Annotated in this window: 22 protein-coding genes and 1 riboswitch; of the genes, 6 read left to right on the top strand and 16 right to left on the bottom strand. The window is 57.1% G+C overall.

Features of this window, described 5'->3' with window-relative positions:
* Nucleotides 1-10: 10 nt before the first annotated feature.
* From cpaB to JCM12296_RS02070, 5 genes are all read right to left on the bottom strand, one after another.
* Nucleotides 11-808, bottom strand: a complete 798-nt coding sequence (gene cpaB, locus JCM12296_RS02090) for a Flp pilus assembly protein CpaB (RefSeq protein WP_054689282.1) — start codon at nucleotides 806-808, stop codon at nucleotides 11-13.
* A gap of 58 nt (nucleotides 809-866) precedes the next feature.
* On the bottom strand, nucleotides 867-1,067 hold the full coding sequence (locus JCM12296_RS02085; RefSeq protein ID WP_054689281.1) for a hypothetical protein: 201 nt from the start codon (nucleotides 1,065-1,067) through the stop codon (nucleotides 867-869).
* A 68-nt stretch (nucleotides 1,068-1,135) separates the two neighbouring features.
* Nucleotides 1,136-1,573 carry a TadE/TadG family type IV pilus assembly protein gene (locus JCM12296_RS02080; RefSeq protein ID WP_157067304.1) on the bottom strand — a complete coding sequence of 146 codons (438 nt, stop codon included), beginning with the start codon at nucleotides 1,571-1,573 and terminating at the stop codon, nucleotides 1,136-1,138.
* Complete coding sequence (locus JCM12296_RS02075) at nucleotides 1,570-2,079, bottom strand: A24 family peptidase (protein WP_054689278.1); 510 nt, start codon at nucleotides 2,077-2,079, stop codon at nucleotides 1,570-1,572. The genes JCM12296_RS02080 and JCM12296_RS02075 overlap by 4 nt, the downstream gene beginning before the upstream one ends.
* Nucleotides 2,079-2,288 (bottom strand): Flp family type IVb pilin, encoded by a 210-nt coding sequence (locus JCM12296_RS02070; RefSeq protein WP_054689275.1) that lies wholly within the window; start codon nucleotides 2,286-2,288, stop codon nucleotides 2,079-2,081. Before JCM12296_RS02070 ends, JCM12296_RS02075 begins: the two co-directional genes overlap by 1 nt.
* A 229-nt stretch (nucleotides 2,289-2,517) precedes the next feature.
* Nucleotides 2,518-2,703: riboswitch (cobalamin riboswitch) on the top strand.
* Nucleotides 2,704-2,853: 150 nt separating this feature from the next.
* On the opposite strand from JCM12296_RS02070, the gene JCM12296_RS37745 reads away from it, so the two are divergent.
* From JCM12296_RS37745 to JCM12296_RS37735, 5 genes are all read left to right on the top strand, one after another.
* Nucleotides 2,854-3,669 (top strand): helix-turn-helix transcriptional regulator, encoded by an 816-nt coding sequence (locus JCM12296_RS37745; RefSeq protein WP_157067303.1) that lies wholly within the window; start codon nucleotides 2,854-2,856, stop codon nucleotides 3,667-3,669.
* 16 nt (nucleotides 3,670-3,685) lie between these two features.
* Nucleotides 3,686-4,609 (top strand): hypothetical protein, encoded by a 924-nt coding sequence (locus JCM12296_RS02060; protein WP_054689271.1) that lies wholly within the window; start codon nucleotides 3,686-3,688, stop codon nucleotides 4,607-4,609.
* The gene (locus JCM12296_RS37740) at nucleotides 4,606-4,764 is read left to right on the top strand and encodes a hypothetical protein (protein ID WP_157067302.1); all 159 of its coding nucleotides are present in this window, start codon (nucleotides 4,606-4,608) and stop codon (nucleotides 4,762-4,764) included. Before JCM12296_RS02060 ends, JCM12296_RS37740 begins: the two co-directional genes overlap by 4 nt.
* A gap of 219 nt (nucleotides 4,765-4,983) precedes the next feature.
* Entirely contained in the window at nucleotides 4,984-5,394 is a 411-nt protein-coding gene (locus tag JCM12296_RS02055; RefSeq protein WP_054689269.1) for a PepSY domain-containing protein, read from the top strand.
* Between the two features lie 90 nt (nucleotides 5,395-5,484).
* Nucleotides 5,485-5,622, top strand: coding sequence for a hypothetical protein (locus tag JCM12296_RS37735; protein WP_157067300.1), 138 nt, complete (start codon nucleotides 5,485-5,487; stop codon nucleotides 5,620-5,622).
* Here the strand turns inward: JCM12296_RS37735 and JCM12296_RS02050 are convergent.
* From JCM12296_RS02050 to JCM12296_RS43235, 7 genes are all read right to left on the bottom strand, one after another.
* A complete protein-coding gene (locus tag JCM12296_RS02050; RefSeq protein ID WP_054689267.1) occupies nucleotides 5,614-7,902 on the bottom strand; it encodes an SLC13 family permease in 2,289 nt (762 codons plus the stop codon). The two genes, JCM12296_RS37735 and JCM12296_RS02050, sit on opposite strands and share 9 nt — an antisense overlap.
* Nucleotides 7,903-8,098: 196 nt before the next feature.
* Entirely contained in the window at nucleotides 8,099-8,503 is a 405-nt protein-coding gene (locus tag JCM12296_RS02045) for a Crp/Fnr family transcriptional regulator (protein WP_054689265.1), read from the bottom strand.
* Between the two features lie 42 nt (nucleotides 8,504-8,545).
* Nucleotides 8,546-9,208, bottom strand: coding sequence for a hypothetical protein (locus tag JCM12296_RS02040; protein WP_054689263.1), 663 nt, complete (start codon nucleotides 9,206-9,208; stop codon nucleotides 8,546-8,548).
* Nucleotides 9,209-9,267: 59 nt separating this feature from the next.
* Nucleotides 9,268-9,663, bottom strand: a complete 396-nt coding sequence (locus JCM12296_RS46955) for a type 2 periplasmic-binding domain-containing protein (protein WP_281491904.1) — start codon at nucleotides 9,661-9,663, stop codon at nucleotides 9,268-9,270.
* On the bottom strand, nucleotides 9,561-10,322 hold the full coding sequence (locus JCM12296_RS46950) for a phosphate ABC transporter substrate-binding protein PstS (RefSeq protein ID WP_157067299.1): 762 nt from the start codon (nucleotides 10,320-10,322) through the stop codon (nucleotides 9,561-9,563). The genes JCM12296_RS46955 and JCM12296_RS46950 overlap by 103 nt, the downstream gene beginning before the upstream one ends.
* Before the next feature lie 16 nt (nucleotides 10,323-10,338).
* Nucleotides 10,339-11,166 carry a phosphate ABC transporter ATP-binding protein PstB gene (gene pstB, locus JCM12296_RS02025; RefSeq protein ID WP_054689259.1) on the bottom strand — a complete coding sequence of 276 codons (828 nt, stop codon included), beginning with the start codon at nucleotides 11,164-11,166 and terminating at the stop codon, nucleotides 10,339-10,341.
* Nucleotides 11,167-11,196: 30 nt separating this feature from the next.
* The gene (locus tag JCM12296_RS43235; protein WP_246803919.1) at nucleotides 11,197-11,733 is read right to left on the bottom strand and encodes a PstA family ABC transporter permease; all 537 of its coding nucleotides are present in this window, start codon (nucleotides 11,731-11,733) and stop codon (nucleotides 11,197-11,199) included.
* Between the two features lie 31 nt (nucleotides 11,734-11,764).
* Between JCM12296_RS43235 and JCM12296_RS43230 the strand changes: the two genes are divergently transcribed.
* On the top strand, nucleotides 11,765-12,061 hold the full coding sequence (locus JCM12296_RS43230; RefSeq protein WP_246803918.1) for a hypothetical protein: 297 nt from the start codon (nucleotides 11,765-11,767) through the stop codon (nucleotides 12,059-12,061).
* Nucleotides 12,062-12,078: 17 nt separating this feature from the next.
* On the opposite strand, the gene pstC is transcribed toward JCM12296_RS43230, so the two are convergent.
* From pstC to JCM12296_RS02005, 4 genes are all read right to left on the bottom strand, one after another.
* Nucleotides 12,079-13,050, bottom strand: coding sequence for a phosphate ABC transporter permease subunit PstC (gene pstC / locus JCM12296_RS02015; RefSeq protein WP_054689257.1), 972 nt, complete (start codon nucleotides 13,048-13,050; stop codon nucleotides 12,079-12,081).
* An 89-nt stretch (nucleotides 13,051-13,139) separates the two neighbouring features.
* On the bottom strand, nucleotides 13,140-13,757 hold the full coding sequence (pstS, locus tag JCM12296_RS46945; protein ID WP_281491903.1) for a phosphate ABC transporter substrate-binding protein PstS: 618 nt from the start codon (nucleotides 13,755-13,757) through the stop codon (nucleotides 13,140-13,142).
* Entirely contained in the window at nucleotides 13,688-14,167 is a 480-nt protein-coding gene (locus JCM12296_RS46940) for a phosphate ABC transporter substrate-binding protein PstS (RefSeq protein ID WP_281491902.1), read from the bottom strand. Before JCM12296_RS46940 ends, pstS begins: the two co-directional genes overlap by 70 nt.
* A 244-nt stretch (nucleotides 14,168-14,411) precedes the next feature.
* Complete coding sequence (locus JCM12296_RS02005) at nucleotides 14,412-14,714, bottom strand: hypothetical protein (RefSeq protein WP_054689255.1); 303 nt, start codon at nucleotides 14,712-14,714, stop codon at nucleotides 14,412-14,414.
* Nucleotides 14,715-14,861 lie beyond the last annotated feature (147 nt).

Genomic DNA, 14,861 nt, shown 5'->3' with positions numbered 1-14,861 from the left:
AGTTCTCCGCTCAACGGTAAAACGTCTGATCTTTTCGCAGGGGGCCGCGGATCATCTCGACGCGCATATATGGCCTGCGTTCGCTCAAAAGGTCGATCAGTTCGGCCCCCGGGGTGACGATCGGCTGGTGATCCCGACTGTTCCGGCTGATGAGCCGGATCATGTTCCTGCCTTGTTTGGAGTCCGCCAGGACGGTCAGCCGTTCGGCATCTTCCGGCGTGACTTCGAGGGTGACCCTGCCCGCCGTCGGGTTGGGACCCGGGGCCCATGCCAGCGAGCGGTTGGTGGCGACGATGCGGATATCCTGCAGCATGATGCGGGAATTCCGGTGGGTTTCGCGAAGTACGGCCTGTTCGCCGGGTTTATCCTGAGCCTGGAGGCTGATGTTGCCCCAAGGGCAGGTGACGATCACGTCCACCCGATCCCCGGGCCGGAAGATCCCGTCCACACCGTCGGTAGGGGAGACCTCCAGGGTAAAGGCCCGCATCCCCGGTGCGATGAATGTATCCAGATCCCGTGGCTGGGGACGGAAGGCGCCGATCCCCATGGTTGGTGCAAATGCCGTGGCCGGCAGCTTGTCTTGGCCCTCATCGTTCGGGTTACGGAGAATCAGCCGCAGTTTGGCCGCCGGATCGACGGTGGCCAGAATGGCCGCGTCGGCAGGTGTTGCCGTAAGCGTCACGGATCGTTCGCGCGCCTTGCGAGCGCCCGCCTGCGGGGCGTCTTCCACGGCCATGATGCGCGCTTCGGTCAGCAGCAGCCGCGTAATCCGGCCCTCGGGCAGATCGGGAGCCGGGGTAACGGCCAAACGTCCACCCAGTCTCCGGCGACCAGTTCGCGAGGGATGCCGGCGGCGGCATCCAGGCTCAAGGCGACGGCCCGCATCCCCGGCTCGATCCGCTGACTGAATGTCTTCTCGGGCGGGGCGGCGGGGGATTTTCCGCCTTGACCGGTGCCGCTTCCGGTTTTGCACGGGGTTTGCTCAAATAGCCGTAAACGGCGTAGGCACAAATCCCCGCCAGGCTGAATGCCAGAAGCAAGGCGATGATGCCGCGTGCTTTTCTCACTGCATCCCCTCGTTCAGAATGGTTCGCTTTCTATGCACAACCCGAATCTTGAATGCTGTATCACCCGCTTACGGAAACACCATGACTGCCTTGGCGGCCAGGGTCTGTGGCAGCATGGTCTTCCCCAGGTAGCCGGTAAGGGACCGATATGGCAGATCGATGATCCGGACCTCGATGCGTCGGGGCGCGGTTGCGTCCGCCGGAAGGATTTCCGTCTCGACATATTCGCTATCCAGGTTTTTATTGATCCACAAGGCTTCCGCCAGGGCCGTTCGGGCAAATGCTTCCGGGTCCTCGGCGGCTTGCGTGTCGGTTTCCCACTCGCGGGCCTTGACCGCCGCCCTGGCCCCTTCACTGACGGCATTGTTCGTGACCAGCCAGTTGGTCAGGTACCAGCCGTATTCGATCGTGGCGAACACGATGAGCAGCAATACCGGCGCCACCAGGGCGAATTCCATGGCGGCAACCCCCCTTTGATTGTCGATCGCCCGGAGAAGGTTCTTCAAAACGGATTCCCCCAAGTCAGGTAAAGGAGGTAACCACCGCCCATGGCCAACGCATAGGGCAGGCCCGGTGACGACAGCTCGGACCGCTTCCAGACCGTGGCCGCGCCACTCGGACAGCGTGTCCGGTGAAGCCTGCGTCCGTGACGAACCGCTACGATCGCGGCCATGAGACCACCGACCAAGGTCGTGTATACAAATACCAGGATGACGGCACCGGGGCCGAGCCAGGCCCCCAATACGGCGAGGAGCTTTACATCCCCTGCACCCGTCCACGAGAAAAAGTAGGGCAGAAACAGCAGCAGGCCGCCGGCCAGCACCCCCGAGGCAGCCGTTACCAAACCGTGAACCGGGGATGCGGTCGCCAGTAAATGGTAGGCCAGGCCGCCAAGGCTGCCGGCCACGATCAGCGCATTGGGAATGATCCGGCGGGTAAGATCGGTATAACTGGCTGTAAGAAGAACCGTGAAACACGCCAGCCTCACGGCTTGATCGGTGAATATCGGCATCAGGGATTCGTATTCGCGTTCCCGGTCTTGACTTGCTTGGTCGCGTCGCTAAGCGTGTCGGAAATGGCCTCGAACAATTCCTTGAGGTTGTCGCCGAACAGCCCCAGCACCGCCACCAAGAGAGCGGCCATCACCCCGGCGATGAGACCATACTCAACTGCGGTAACGCCGGATTCATCTTGCCAGAAAGCCATCATCTGTTTTTTCATGGTTCACCTTTCAAGAGGTAAAACCGGGGGGCTTTTGCCTAAACGGCAAAAGGGTTCCCACGGTTGAATCGGATGCCTCTTAACAAGACTGGATTAGTCGGATTAGAAGACCATTTCTATATCAATGTGGATATGAAAACATGTAAAAATGTGCCCAAAATAGCACTATTTTGCGTTTGAAGGGTCGCCGCCATGCCTTTCAGAGAAGTCATTGACAAGCCTGTTGGAGTACGTTAAAGCTTTCCCAGGTGCCGAAAGGCTTAATAGGAAATCCCGTGAAAATCGGGAGCGGTCCCGCCGCTGTGACCGGGGACGAGTTTCGCCGAAACCACTGTTTTGCGATCAGCAAAGCGGGAAGGGGCGAAAGGTAGATTGATCCGGAAGTCAGAAGACCTGCCTGCCATATATCGTCGGTTTTCCGCGGGATGACGGAGCCATACCGATACCGAGGGTCAAGAAGCTGGGTGCAACCCTTCGTGACAATTACCTGTCCGAAGGGTTTTTTTTTGCCTGGACGGATTCCTGCATCCACTTGCCACTAGTGGCTGCCAGAAACTCGGGTGCCATGGAGATTTACCGGCTTTTTTCGACGCTGGACCCCTATCGCCAGTTGGAACCGGAACAGCTATCGTCAATTTTACGGACCTACGAGCAGAGAGATTTCCTTGCTGGGACGTTTCTCATCGAGCAGGGACGACCGGTTGACTATCTATGCTTGATTCTCTCCGGAAGCGCCAAAGTGACGGTTGTTGACCAACACGGGGAAGAACTGCTGTGCGGATATCTGAAACGGGGAGACCTGATTTTCGATGTTGCGGTTCTCACCGGTGTCCATGCCGCCTCCAGCGTCATTTGTACGGAATTCTCCATGGGTTTGCTGCAGTCCAGGGAAAACTTTCTCGACACCATCGAAATCTATCGGCCTTTAAAAGAGTACTTTTATCACAAGGCGGCCCTGGGGGTCAGGTGGGGCCACGAAATTTTCTGCAAGGACTTCATGCCGGCCGTTTGCGAAGAACGATGCACGAACGATCGTCTGCCATTTCTGAAAAAAGCAATTCAGTACATCCACCACAATTATAAAAAACAGATTACCCTGGAAATGGTGGCCAAAGAAACGGCCATGAGCAAATACCATTTTTCGCGCATGTTCAAGCAGCATATGGGCCTGTCGTTCAAGCAGTATCTCAACCGGCAGCGGATCAAGGCCGCCAAGTCGCTGATTGCAGCCAATGGATACAACATCACCGAAGCGAGTTTTGCCGTCGGCTTTAACGATGCCTCCTATTTTTCGAGGGTCTTCCGGGAGATCGAAGGCAAACCGCCCAAGCGCCTTTTGGTGTTCGGCAATGCAACGGCTTTAAAACAGGTTAACGGATAGAAACACGATCAATCCCATGCCTACCCACGGTCAACTGGCAAACCACGTCAAATCGCTTTTCAGGGAATACAGAAACGATCGCTATTTCCGCCCCAGCTTCACCAAAGCGTCGAAAAAGACGCTGTGCGAGCTGATTCGATTACATGCCGGTTACGACAATCGCAACGTCATTCCCAGACCCCCAACGCCGAGTATGCCGAAACCCCGGGGGGATCTCTACGATGCTTACATGCGGCGCATGCAGCGGTTTTTTCAGGCGGTCGGCTGTATTGTGTCGGTACGGGATCTCAATGTGCCGCAAACGGAAGTGGTCGCAAATTTCCTGGCCGGAATAAGGAATCCAGACGACGAATTTTATGAAAATAATTTTAGTGCTCCAAGGCGCCCGCGGCCGACCGGGGAACGATTCACGCTGGCCGTGCTTTCCGAATACGCCTGCCGTGACTATTTTCCGCTCAGTCTGTCCGGTCTTAAAAAGGAAATGAAGGAAAAGATCCTCCATTTTCTGAAACATTACGACTGCCACCCAAAAATACGACCTCCGCTGCCCAAGAGAAGAAGGCTTTTTCTGCAAGAATATTACCAATACCGTGAACGGGCCCAGTCGCTTTTCGACAAGGTCGGGTTTCCGGTGGGGGTGGAGTATTTAACCCTACCGATGATCGAGGCCCTGCTCAATTTTATGGTCGGACGCAAATATCCGCAGAAGGAGCAGTATAGAAAAGTATTCGTTGCCAACGCCTTAAGCCCGGTCCATCATTTTGTTTCCATGTACAAACCCTATGAAAACGAGAACTATCCGATTTCTGTCGGACAATTTCACGGAAGCAAAAATCTGATCCGTCCCCTCCTTTTTTTACGCCCATCGAAAAGGTGGAGAGATGGTTTCCGCCTCCTCCGTCAAATAAGATCAAGAAGGGACGCCCCCGATTATTCATGAATTATCAGGTCCTTTTCGATCGGCTGGGTGCCCCGGTGGATCCAAGCATATTGCCGATTGCCTACATTGAGGCCGTACTGAACTACGCCAGTATTACTGCCATCGAGACACCATCAACCGATCAAAAGCTGCCCAAGTTGAAATATGCCGGGTAAGATAGCCGACAAAAATACAAAAGACAAGGCGCCGGTCGATGGCGTCTACGCGGATCAGTTCTAACTGGATATCCACTCCCATCGTGTCATCGGAGGTTGTCTCGATCGTTCATGTTCCCTTCATGTTTGTGGTTTATGGTGCTGCTCAAACGGCAGGACGTCGGCTTGGTCGATTGGTGATGGAACTGCCGGAAAAACCTAACAACAGGAGGTATTCTCGTGAAAAAGAAATGGATCGCTGTAATCGGAAGTGGTGTGTTGATCGTCGGTATCGCCGTGGCCGGGTTGAGTTATGCGGACGCGGACAATTCGGAGGTCCGTAACGGCACGATCCGGGTCGATAAGCATGCCGAGGCGGATTTTCCTTCCATGGCCAAGATTTCCATGGATCAGGCCACCCAGAAAGCCTTGGCCGCGGTTAACGGACAGGTGCTGAAGACCGAGCTTGAGGATGAAAACGGCTTTCTGGTGTATGGGGTCGAGGTGGTCTCCGCGGACAAATCCATCATGGAGGTGAAGGTGGATGCCGGGTCGGGCAAGGTGCTGGCCACGGAGCGGGACAAAAAGGATGAAGAAGACCGCGATTTCGGAAAAGAAGACGAATCACACGATGAGGATGGAGCTGTCTGACGCGGTGCGGTTATCTTTTCGAAAAGGTTCTGGCGCGGTCACCGGTGTGGCGACCGCGCCGTACCCGGTTCGTCATCAGAGGCGGATGTCATGATAAAAATTGAGAATCATGATCTGTTTTTTTCGATTGCCCAGGCGCTGCCAATCTGCGTGTTTTTGCTCATCTGGCCGGCAAGCTCAGGCGGTTTTGGCTGGTTCATTTCAGGTAGAAGAGATAACTCATCGTAACCAGGATGGCGATATAGATGACGGCAACCCGCTTCCGACCCGGATGTAATCCCGGGTTTGGTAGTCACCGGGCCCCATGTATAGGGCGTTGACCTGGTGGGTCGGCAGGATGAATGCGTTTGATACCCCGAGGCCCACGACAATGGCGGCCACGCGGGGGTCGACACCGACCTGGTTGGCCATGGAGAGTCCCAAGGGTATCAGCAAGGTGCAGGCCCCCACATTGGAAATGACCATGCTGAATCCGCTGCTCAGGGTGGCCAGAAGGACCAGCAGCAGCAGGGGGCTCATCAAGGGGCCGAGACCGGCGACGATGCCCCTGGCGATCCATTCCGCCGTACCGGTCTGGCCCATGGCCATTCCCAGGGGGATGAGCCCGCCCAGAAGAAAAACCGTGCGCCAGTCCACCGCGCGGTAAGCCTCGTTGATGGATATGACCCGGGTGAGAACCATGCCCACGGCGCCCAGCATGAGACAGACCGACAATGGGATCGGATTGTACGGCTGGCTTTGGAAGTAAAAGCTCGACAGAATCATCAAAGCCAGGGTCACCAAAAAGCAGATCGCGGCCCAGGCGGATTTTTCGGGCTTGTGGAATTCCTCTTCGAATGGCGTGATGATGATCAGGTTGCGGTGCAGGTCTTCAAGGGAGTGCAGTTGTTCCCAGGTGCCGTGCAACAGCACCGCGTCGCCGGCCTGGAGCGGTCGATCGGCCAACTGTCGGTAATAGGCTTTATGCGCTTGATGAATGGCGAGGGCGTTGAGGCCGAAGGTTTCGCGAAAGCCAATTCCCTTGATGGTTTGCCCAATGAGACTGGAGCGGGGCGATACCACACCTTCGACGATGCCTGCCAAGGACGGGTTGAACATATTGTTCTTGAAATATTCAGGCCCTTCTTTCAGTTCCAGCCCGTATGCCTTCACGAAGCGTGCGACGGCTTTTTCAGGACCGTAGACGCACAGGCTGTGACCCGGTTGAATTGTCATATCGGGCAGTGGGGCGACTTTGCAGGTGCCGTCGGTTTTGGCCGAGGCGACGATGTTCACCAGATAATGCCGCCGGATTTGGGTGACGGTCAGTGGGAGACTGGCCGGACGGAAGTCTTCCGGAACATGGATTTCGAAGGGTCCCTTGATCAACGGATAGGCGTCGAGGATTCCTTCGCCGGTGTCGTCGACGGACCTGCTTTTGCAGCCGGAAGATTTCTCTTGTCGCCTGGCGAGCAGCGTCAAGCCGACCGTTGCGAGATAGGTGATGCCACCGACGACCAGGGCGAGACCGATGGGCGTCAGTTCGAGAAAAGCGAATTTGGGCATCCCCGCCGGAAGAATGTCATTCAGCAGAATCAGCGGGCTGGTGCCGATCATGGTCAGGGTGCCGCCCAGGATGGCCGACATGCCGATGGGCATGAGCACGCGTGAGATCGGGATTTTCAACCGGTAGGAGGTCACCAGCCGGATGGCGGGCAGAAAAAGCACGGCGGCACCGGTATTCTGCATCACGCTGGAGATCACGGCGATCAGGCTGGAGAAAATGACCGTCAACCGTCGCGGGCTCTTGCCGACGGTTTTCAGCAGCGGCTGGAGGATCCGATTGACCAGGCCGGCCCGGTTCAACCCGTAGCTGATGATCATCACCCCGATGATGGCCACGACGGCATTGCTGCTGAGTCCTTTGAATGTGTCCTGTGCATTCAGCAGCCCCAATTCGGGGAGCAGCACCATCATTGCGATGGCGACCACATCCACACGAACCCACTCAACGATAAAGAGAAAAACGGCAACCGCGATGATCGTCAACATCAACACTTTGGTCTTGAGATGGGTGTCGACGTCAAAGGGCAGGCGGAAAACGCCTGCATCTTGGACCCGGATGCCGTCCGCGCCAACCAGTTGGCCGTAGATGTCCATCCAAAAGGAGTGGCTGCCGGCATGCGATCTCGCATTGACGATGTACGCCACCGTTGCCACCAGGGGCTTTGAATCGGATCCGGGGGGACAGTCGAATTTGATCAGAATATGGCGATAGGGTCTGTCCGGGTGGACCCTGTCGATAAAGGCAATCCCGCTGGCTTCCGGTGCGGCCATATAGATGACCAGCGGTGCCGTTGTTTCCCGATCCCATCGCATGGGTTTTCCGGGAGCGGTTTCTGCCGTCGTCAGCCGGGCTTCCAGTTCGAAACTGCCGGACTCGCCGGCAATCAGGGTGTCGAGCGGCTGTTTCATGCGCACGGCGATGTATTTGGGCGACCGGGAAGGAACAACACGGTCCGATGCCATCGTCGACCCTGGCGACGGGAGCGTTGGGGATGACGCGCTCCAGGTCCTATCGGCGGAGAGCGGGAAACCCAGAATGACAACCGCCGAAGCGGACAGACATGCAATCCAAAAAAGCCATTTTGAGATTCGCATGCAATAACGCTATCATAAAACCGAAGAATGTCAAATTTCGATCAACGCGGCCGGGATGTCCATTTCAAATGGAAACGCCGGCCTGGCAGTATTGTTTTGCCAGATCCAGGGCGAAATAGAAGCGGTCGATGAGCACCTTGATGATGTGAAAGGCAAAGGTGGGGTGCTCGCGGAAAAGGTACTCCGCGCGTTTCCGGTCGATGGGGATCAGCTCGCAATCGGTGATGGCCACGGTCGTGTCTTCGTAGTCGCGCCCGTCGATGGAGCCCATCAGACCGATCAGGTTGCCGGGACCGATCTCAACGGTGTGCTTGCCGCCGAACAGGTCGATTTGGGCCGTGCCGGCTTTTAATAGATAAGTATATTCTCCCGGCTGGCCGACATTGACGATGGTCTCACCCGCCTTTTTGAGGATAATCTCTTTTCCCTCTCCCAGCAGATTCAGGAAAAAGTCCCTCTCTTTTTTCATTCTCTCTCCATGCATATGATTTTCTCCTTAACGGTGTTTCTCTCAACATTTCACCAGCAGTCGTGCATTTGATTCACGTTCCAGGAAGCGGGAAAACTTTTTCTTTATCTTTGGCAGCTTGTAGTACAACCCGAAGAAATTCTTATGGGTTTCCTTGGCCAGGCTTGACGGATCGAAATAGGCCTTGGCGTTGTCCACGCTGAGCACGAAGGGCGGCATCCCGGCACGCACCAGAATGCAGCTCATCAAGAGTGCTCCCGAGCGGTGATTGCCTTCCGCGAACAACTGCGGCCGGCTGATCTGCAGAATATAGATGCCGGCGGCCCGCTTCCAGGGGGTATCCTTCTTATGCCGTTCCGTCCAGGCGCGGATGTGAGCGATGGAAAACTGCTCTTGAGTGTAGAAGCGAGTTTTCGTTGTCTCGATATAGCCGCTGTAATCCGTGCGGGATTTTGGATCGGTGCCGCACAAAACGATGTTGTTCAGTTCCAGAAAGTGGTGCAGCTGTTTGGGATGCAGGGGGTTGATGTCCCGTTCCAGCAACATGTTAACGTAGCCGTAGCCGGCCAGCATATTGTTCAGAATATCATCCTGTAGGGCTTCCCGGCGCATCGCCAGGGTGTCGTTGATCTGATCGAAGCACTGTTGCACGGCGCGCAGGGATTGTTCGACCCGGTTGGTGTCTATGCGGAATCGGCACGGCATTCACGGTTCTCTCTGTCGTTGAAAGGCGGCGCACAGCGGCTATCGATGACCCGTACCGATCACCGTACGTCGGCCAATGCGGCCTTCGCCAGCGCGGCAATGGGCTGGGGCAGGGGGGCATAGCCGTATAGCGGAGCGAATGCCTGGCCTTCGGACAGCCCCCAGTCGATGAAGCGCTTGATTTTCTCGGCCTTGATCGGATCCGTGTAGGACCGGTAAACGAGCAGCCAGGTATAGGTAACGATCGGATAGGTGTCCTTGCCGTCGGGATCGGGAATGAACAGCCGCAGGTTGGACGGCATCTGGCCGGATGTATTGGCCAGGCTGACGGTCCCGCTGGCATCGCTGGGCCTCACGTACTGTCCCATCCGGTTTTCCAAGCTGGCCATGGGCAATCCCGAGCGTTTGGCGATACCGTATTCGACGTAGCCGATGCTGCCTTGGGAAATTTTGATCCTGGCGGCAACGCCTTCGTTGTAGCGGCTCGACATGGCATTGGCCGGCCAGTCGACTTTTTTCCCGACCCCCGGGCCGTGGTGCGCCATGTTTCGCTGATTGCATTGAGGTGGTTGGTGAAAGCCCAGGTGGTGCCGGATGAATCACTGCGAGTAATCGTTGCAATGTTTAAATCCGGCAGCTGAACGCCTGGATTCAGGGCTTGAATGCGGGCATCCTGCCAGGTGCGGATGTTGCCCAAAAAAATGTCGCTGTATACCTCGCGGCTGAGGTGTAACGATTCCACGCCGGGAAGGTTGTAGGCCATGACGATGATGCCCGCCGTCGCCGGAATCAGTTTGACGCCCCGCTCCACCCGTTGCATTTGCGCGTCCGTCATGGCGGCATCGCTGGCACCGAAATCGACGTTCCCGGATATGAAGCGATCGATGCCTTCGCCGCTGCCGACCGCGTCGTAGAAGATCGGGAAGCCGCCCGACACCTGCGCGAACTCACGAATCCAGCGCTGATACAACGGCGCGGGAAAGGTTGCCCCGGCGCCGACTAGCTCCGCCGTTTCGGCGGTGATCGCCGTGTTGGCGGCCAGCCCGGTCGATGCGCCACTGATCGCTAGCACCATCAAGACCATGACGCCAAATAGAAGATAGGCTTTGTTCATACCAAACGCCTCCACATCAGGAGAATTCGCCCTGGAGATATTCCTTGGTCAATTTTTGCTTCGGGTTTTCAAACAAATGGGCGGTCGGCGCCATTTCCACGAGGTAGCCGGTACGCCCGCCCTTGGAAATGTCCACGGCAAAAAAGGCGGTCTGATCGGCCACCCGCTGGGCCTGTTGCATGTTGTGGGTGACGATGGCCACGGTGTACCTTTCCTTGAGCTGTACCATCAGTTCCTCGATCTGCCGGGTGGCAATGGGGTCGAGCGCCGAACAGGGCTCGTCCATGAGCAGGACCTGGGGCTCGGTGGCAATGGCCCGGGCAATACACAAACGCTGTTGTTGGCCGCCGGACAGGGAAAGGCCGTTGTTCTTGAGCTTGTTTTTGACTTCATCCCAAAGGGCGGCGCCGCGCAAGGCCTTCTCCACCTTTTTGGCGATATTGCCCCTGAACCGGTTGAGCCGCAACCCGAAGGCGACGTTTTCATAGATGGACATGGAAAACGGGTTGGGCTGCTGGAACACCATGCCGATGTTGCGCCGCACGGACACCGGGTCCACCTTTTTGTCGTAGATATCCATTCCGTGAAAGTGGACTTGCCCGTTGAAGCGAAAGCCGCGGATGAGGTCGTTCATGCGGTTGATGCTTTTCAGTACCGTGCTCTTGCCGCATCCCGACGGCCCGATGAAACCGGTGATTTGATTTTTGCGGATGGGCACGTGGCTGTCGCGAACGGCTAGAAAGTCGCCGTAGTGGATCTGGTCTGCCTGACAGTCGAGCACGACATCGCCGGGGGCCATGTCGTCGATGGGAGCATCGCTGGTTGCGAGGGGGGCGGTATCCATAAGCGTTCTCATTTCATTGGGTAGATTGGGTTAAACGTGTTTCCGTCGACCGATGATGCGGCTGACGATGTTCAGCACCAGCACCATCAGGACGAGGACCAGGGAGGCGGTCCAGGCCAGTTCGATCTGGTTTTCGAACGGCATGCCGGAGTAGTTGTAAATCAATACGGCCAGCGACGCGGTGGGGTGGTTGACCTGCAGCCAGTATTCGCTGAAAAGCGCGGTGAACAGAAGTGGGGCGGTCTCGCCGGCGGCCCTGGCGACGGCCAGTACGACGCCGGTGATGATGCCCGGCATGGCGACCGGCAGCACCACTTTGACCATGCTCTGGGATGGCGTGCAGCCCATGCCCAAGGCCGCATCCTTCATGGCTTGCGGAACCATCTTGATGGCTTCCTCGGCGGTGAGCATGACCACGGGAATCATCAACAGGGACAGAGCGATGCCGCCGGCCCAGGCGGAATAGCTGCCCATGGTCAACACCACGGCGGCATAGGCGAACACGCCGGCCAGGATCGATGGCAGGCCGGTCATGGTTTTGGCGCAAAACCGGGCGATTTGCGACACGCGGCTGTAAGTGCCCAACTCGGCCAGATAGATGGCGGCCAGAACCCCGAAGGACGCTGATCAGCGAGGCCAGGCCGACCATGAACAGCGTCCCCAAAATGGCATTACCGAAGCCGCCGCCCATCTCGAAGGCCGTGGGCGGCAGGGCGTAGAAGATCTCGAGGCTGAGGCGTTTGCCGCCGCGGTAGATCAGCATGATCAGAACGGAGAAAAGCGGGATACAGGCAGTGATTGCGGCGGCAATGGTGATGGCGCTCAAGATGATGGATTTGAGCGCCCGCGGTTCCATGGGTTGCCGCTCGAGATGGGGCAGGGAAATGGTTTCTGACAAGGTGGCGTGGGTGTTCATCGTTTCACTCCGGAGCTGGTACTGGCCATGATCAGTGAACCGGCGATGTTGACCACCAGGGTGATCAGCAAGAGGATGCAGGCGGCATACATGAGCACCGGTGTTTCGAGTTTGCCGGCCTCGGGAAAGTTCAAGGCCAAAAGGGCGGCCAGGGTGTTGGCCGGTGAAAAAAGCGACAGACTGATCTGGTTGGCATTGCCGACCAGCATGGCCAGCGCCATGGTTTCCCCGAGGGCGCGGCCGAAGCCGAGAACCAGGGCGCCAAAAATACCGGTCGAGGCCGTTGGCAACATGACCCGCAAGATGGCCTCCCAGCGGGTGGCGCCCATGCCGAAGGCGGCCTCTTTGGTTTTATGCGGAATGGCCCGCAAGGCATCCTGGGATACTGCGGCGACGGTGGGCAGGATCATGATCGCCAGCACCAGGGCGGCCGGGAAAAGGCCCGGGCCGCTCAGGCTGGTGGAAAAGAAGGGAATGAAACCAAGGCTCTCGTGAAGAAAATCGGCCAGCGGGCGGATCAGCGGGATCAGGCAGAAAATCCCCCACAGGCCATACACGACACTGGGAATCGCGGCCAGAAGTTCGATGATGGTTTTCAACACCATCTCCACCTTATAGGGCAGGAAATCCTGGGTCAGGAAGATGGCGATGGTGATGCCGAAAAAACCGCCGATGATCAGTGCCAGGATGGAACTGTACAAGGTGCCCCAGATTTCGGGCAGGATGCCGAATTGCCCGGCGTTCACGTCCCAGGTGGTGGATGCGAGAAAGCCGAACCCGTAATCGGAGAAGGCCGGTAGCGCTTTGCCGCCGATCGTAAGGACGATGTATCCCAAAAGCAGGATGGTGCCCAGGGTGAAGGCATGGGTCAGCCCGCGAAAGGTTTTATCGAAAAAAATGTCGGTGGACGACGGCGGTTTGGAAAGGGGGGCCGTGCTTTCAAAATCGGAGAATGTGGGGATTGTCATCGATCGTGCTCCGTTACGTGCGGGTGCCGCGCCTGCTTGATGGCACGACACCCCGGGTCACGTGGCCGGCTAGCGGCTCAATTGAGGGACTATTGAATGTTCATCGAGGCCTTGCGGACCTTTTCCACCACGCTGGCCGGCAGGGGGATATAGCCGGCCTTATCGGCGATCTTCTGGCCTTCGTCCAAACAGTAGCCGACCATTTTTCTCAACGCCTCGGCTTTTTGGGAATCGTCGTATTTCTTGTAAAAGATCATCCAGGTGTAGGTGGCGATGGGATAGGAATCTTTGCCCGCGGGATCCGGCAGCCACACGATCATGTTTTCCGGAATTTCGGCATGTGCCAGTGCCGCCTGTCCGCCTGCCAGCCCGGGCGCGACATATTCGCCGTCCTTGTTCTGCAGGCTGGCCATGGGGACGTTGGCCATGCGGGCGTAGCCGTATTCAATGTAGCCGATGGCACCGGGGGTCTGTTTGATCAGCGCGGTAACCCCATCGTTTTTCGGACCCTTGACCATTTTGGCGGCGCCCGGCCAGTTGATGGTTTTGCCGAAGCCGGGGCCATCCTTGAATTCCGGGGAGATCGCACAAAGGTGCTTGGTAAACACAAACGTGGTGCCCGAGCTGTCGGCGCGGCTTACCACGGTGATGTCCGTATCGGGCAGCTCACGCCGGGATTGGCGGCGACGATCGCCGGATCGTTCCACTTCTTGACCTTACCCAGAAAGATGGCCGGATAGATGTCGCGGGGCAGTTTCAGCGCTTTGACGCCTTCGAGGTTGTAGGCCAGGACCACTTCACCGGCCGTCATGGGCAGCAGTTGGACGCCGCGGGTGACGGGCGCCATCTCCTCATCGGTCATGGCGGCATCGCTGGCGGCGAAATCGACGACGCCATTTTGAAAATCACGGATGCCGGCGCCGGATCCCTTGGATTGATAGTTGATCTGAATATCCTTGTTGGCGCGGCTGAAGGCTTTGAACCAGGTGGTATAAATCGGGGCCGGAAAGCTGGCACCCGAACCGACGATGTTGATTTCGGCCATGGCGGGTTGGACGGCGATCAGGGCAATGGCAGCAAAACAGATCAGGCACGGTAGAAGGGTTTTGAATTTCATGTTCATCTCCTCGCTAAGGGTGGGTAAGGCGTTCTCGTGGCGATGGTGCAAAACGCGACTGTCATCGGTCCAGCGATGGGAGGCCTTTCAAGACCCGTATGCGTACACCTGGATTGTTAAGAAATGATGAGCCGTGGGAAGAAAAAGAAACGGCTCTGCATAATTAGGCTGGTGGAATTATTTCTTTCCGCCAGCCTTATCGATTCGGAACGACGCCCACCCTGCTGATGGGGGAAGCGCCGTGTCACGGCTTCGCGGCAGATCGCTTGGGTGGCGATGTCCGCGGTTTTCCGGAATTGCGTTGATATCGGATGATGCGATCGAATTTGCCAGGGTCTTCAACAGCCAGAGCCAGATATTCATTGATCAGACGGAGCCAATCCGGACCGCCGTGACATTTGAATTTTTCCAATGCCACGATGAGCAGTTTGGAAGCCGCCCGGATCCTGGCATTTTCCACATCACCGTAATGGGCGACCAGTTGTGAGTATAGTTGATCGACCTGCTGGAGGGGGTTTGCCTGGCAATCGCCGGTTTCTTCATGCATGGGAAATCATTTCCATCCGTGATTTGAATTTTTCGGTTGACGCGTTTTGGGAACTGGACCGGCACGCGCGTTGATCGAAGAATGTATCACGTCATCGTTAGCCATTTGTTAGCCGGCGGCGATAAATGGAGGCGTGCGGAGCTGTTT

This window comes from Desulfosarcina cetonica JCM 12296 (assembly GCF_001311845.1).
Taxonomy (GTDB): domain Bacteria; phylum Desulfobacterota; class Desulfobacteria; order Desulfobacterales; family Desulfosarcinaceae; genus Desulfosarcina; species Desulfosarcina cetonica.
This window is presented reverse-complemented; position numbering and strand designations above follow the sequence as displayed.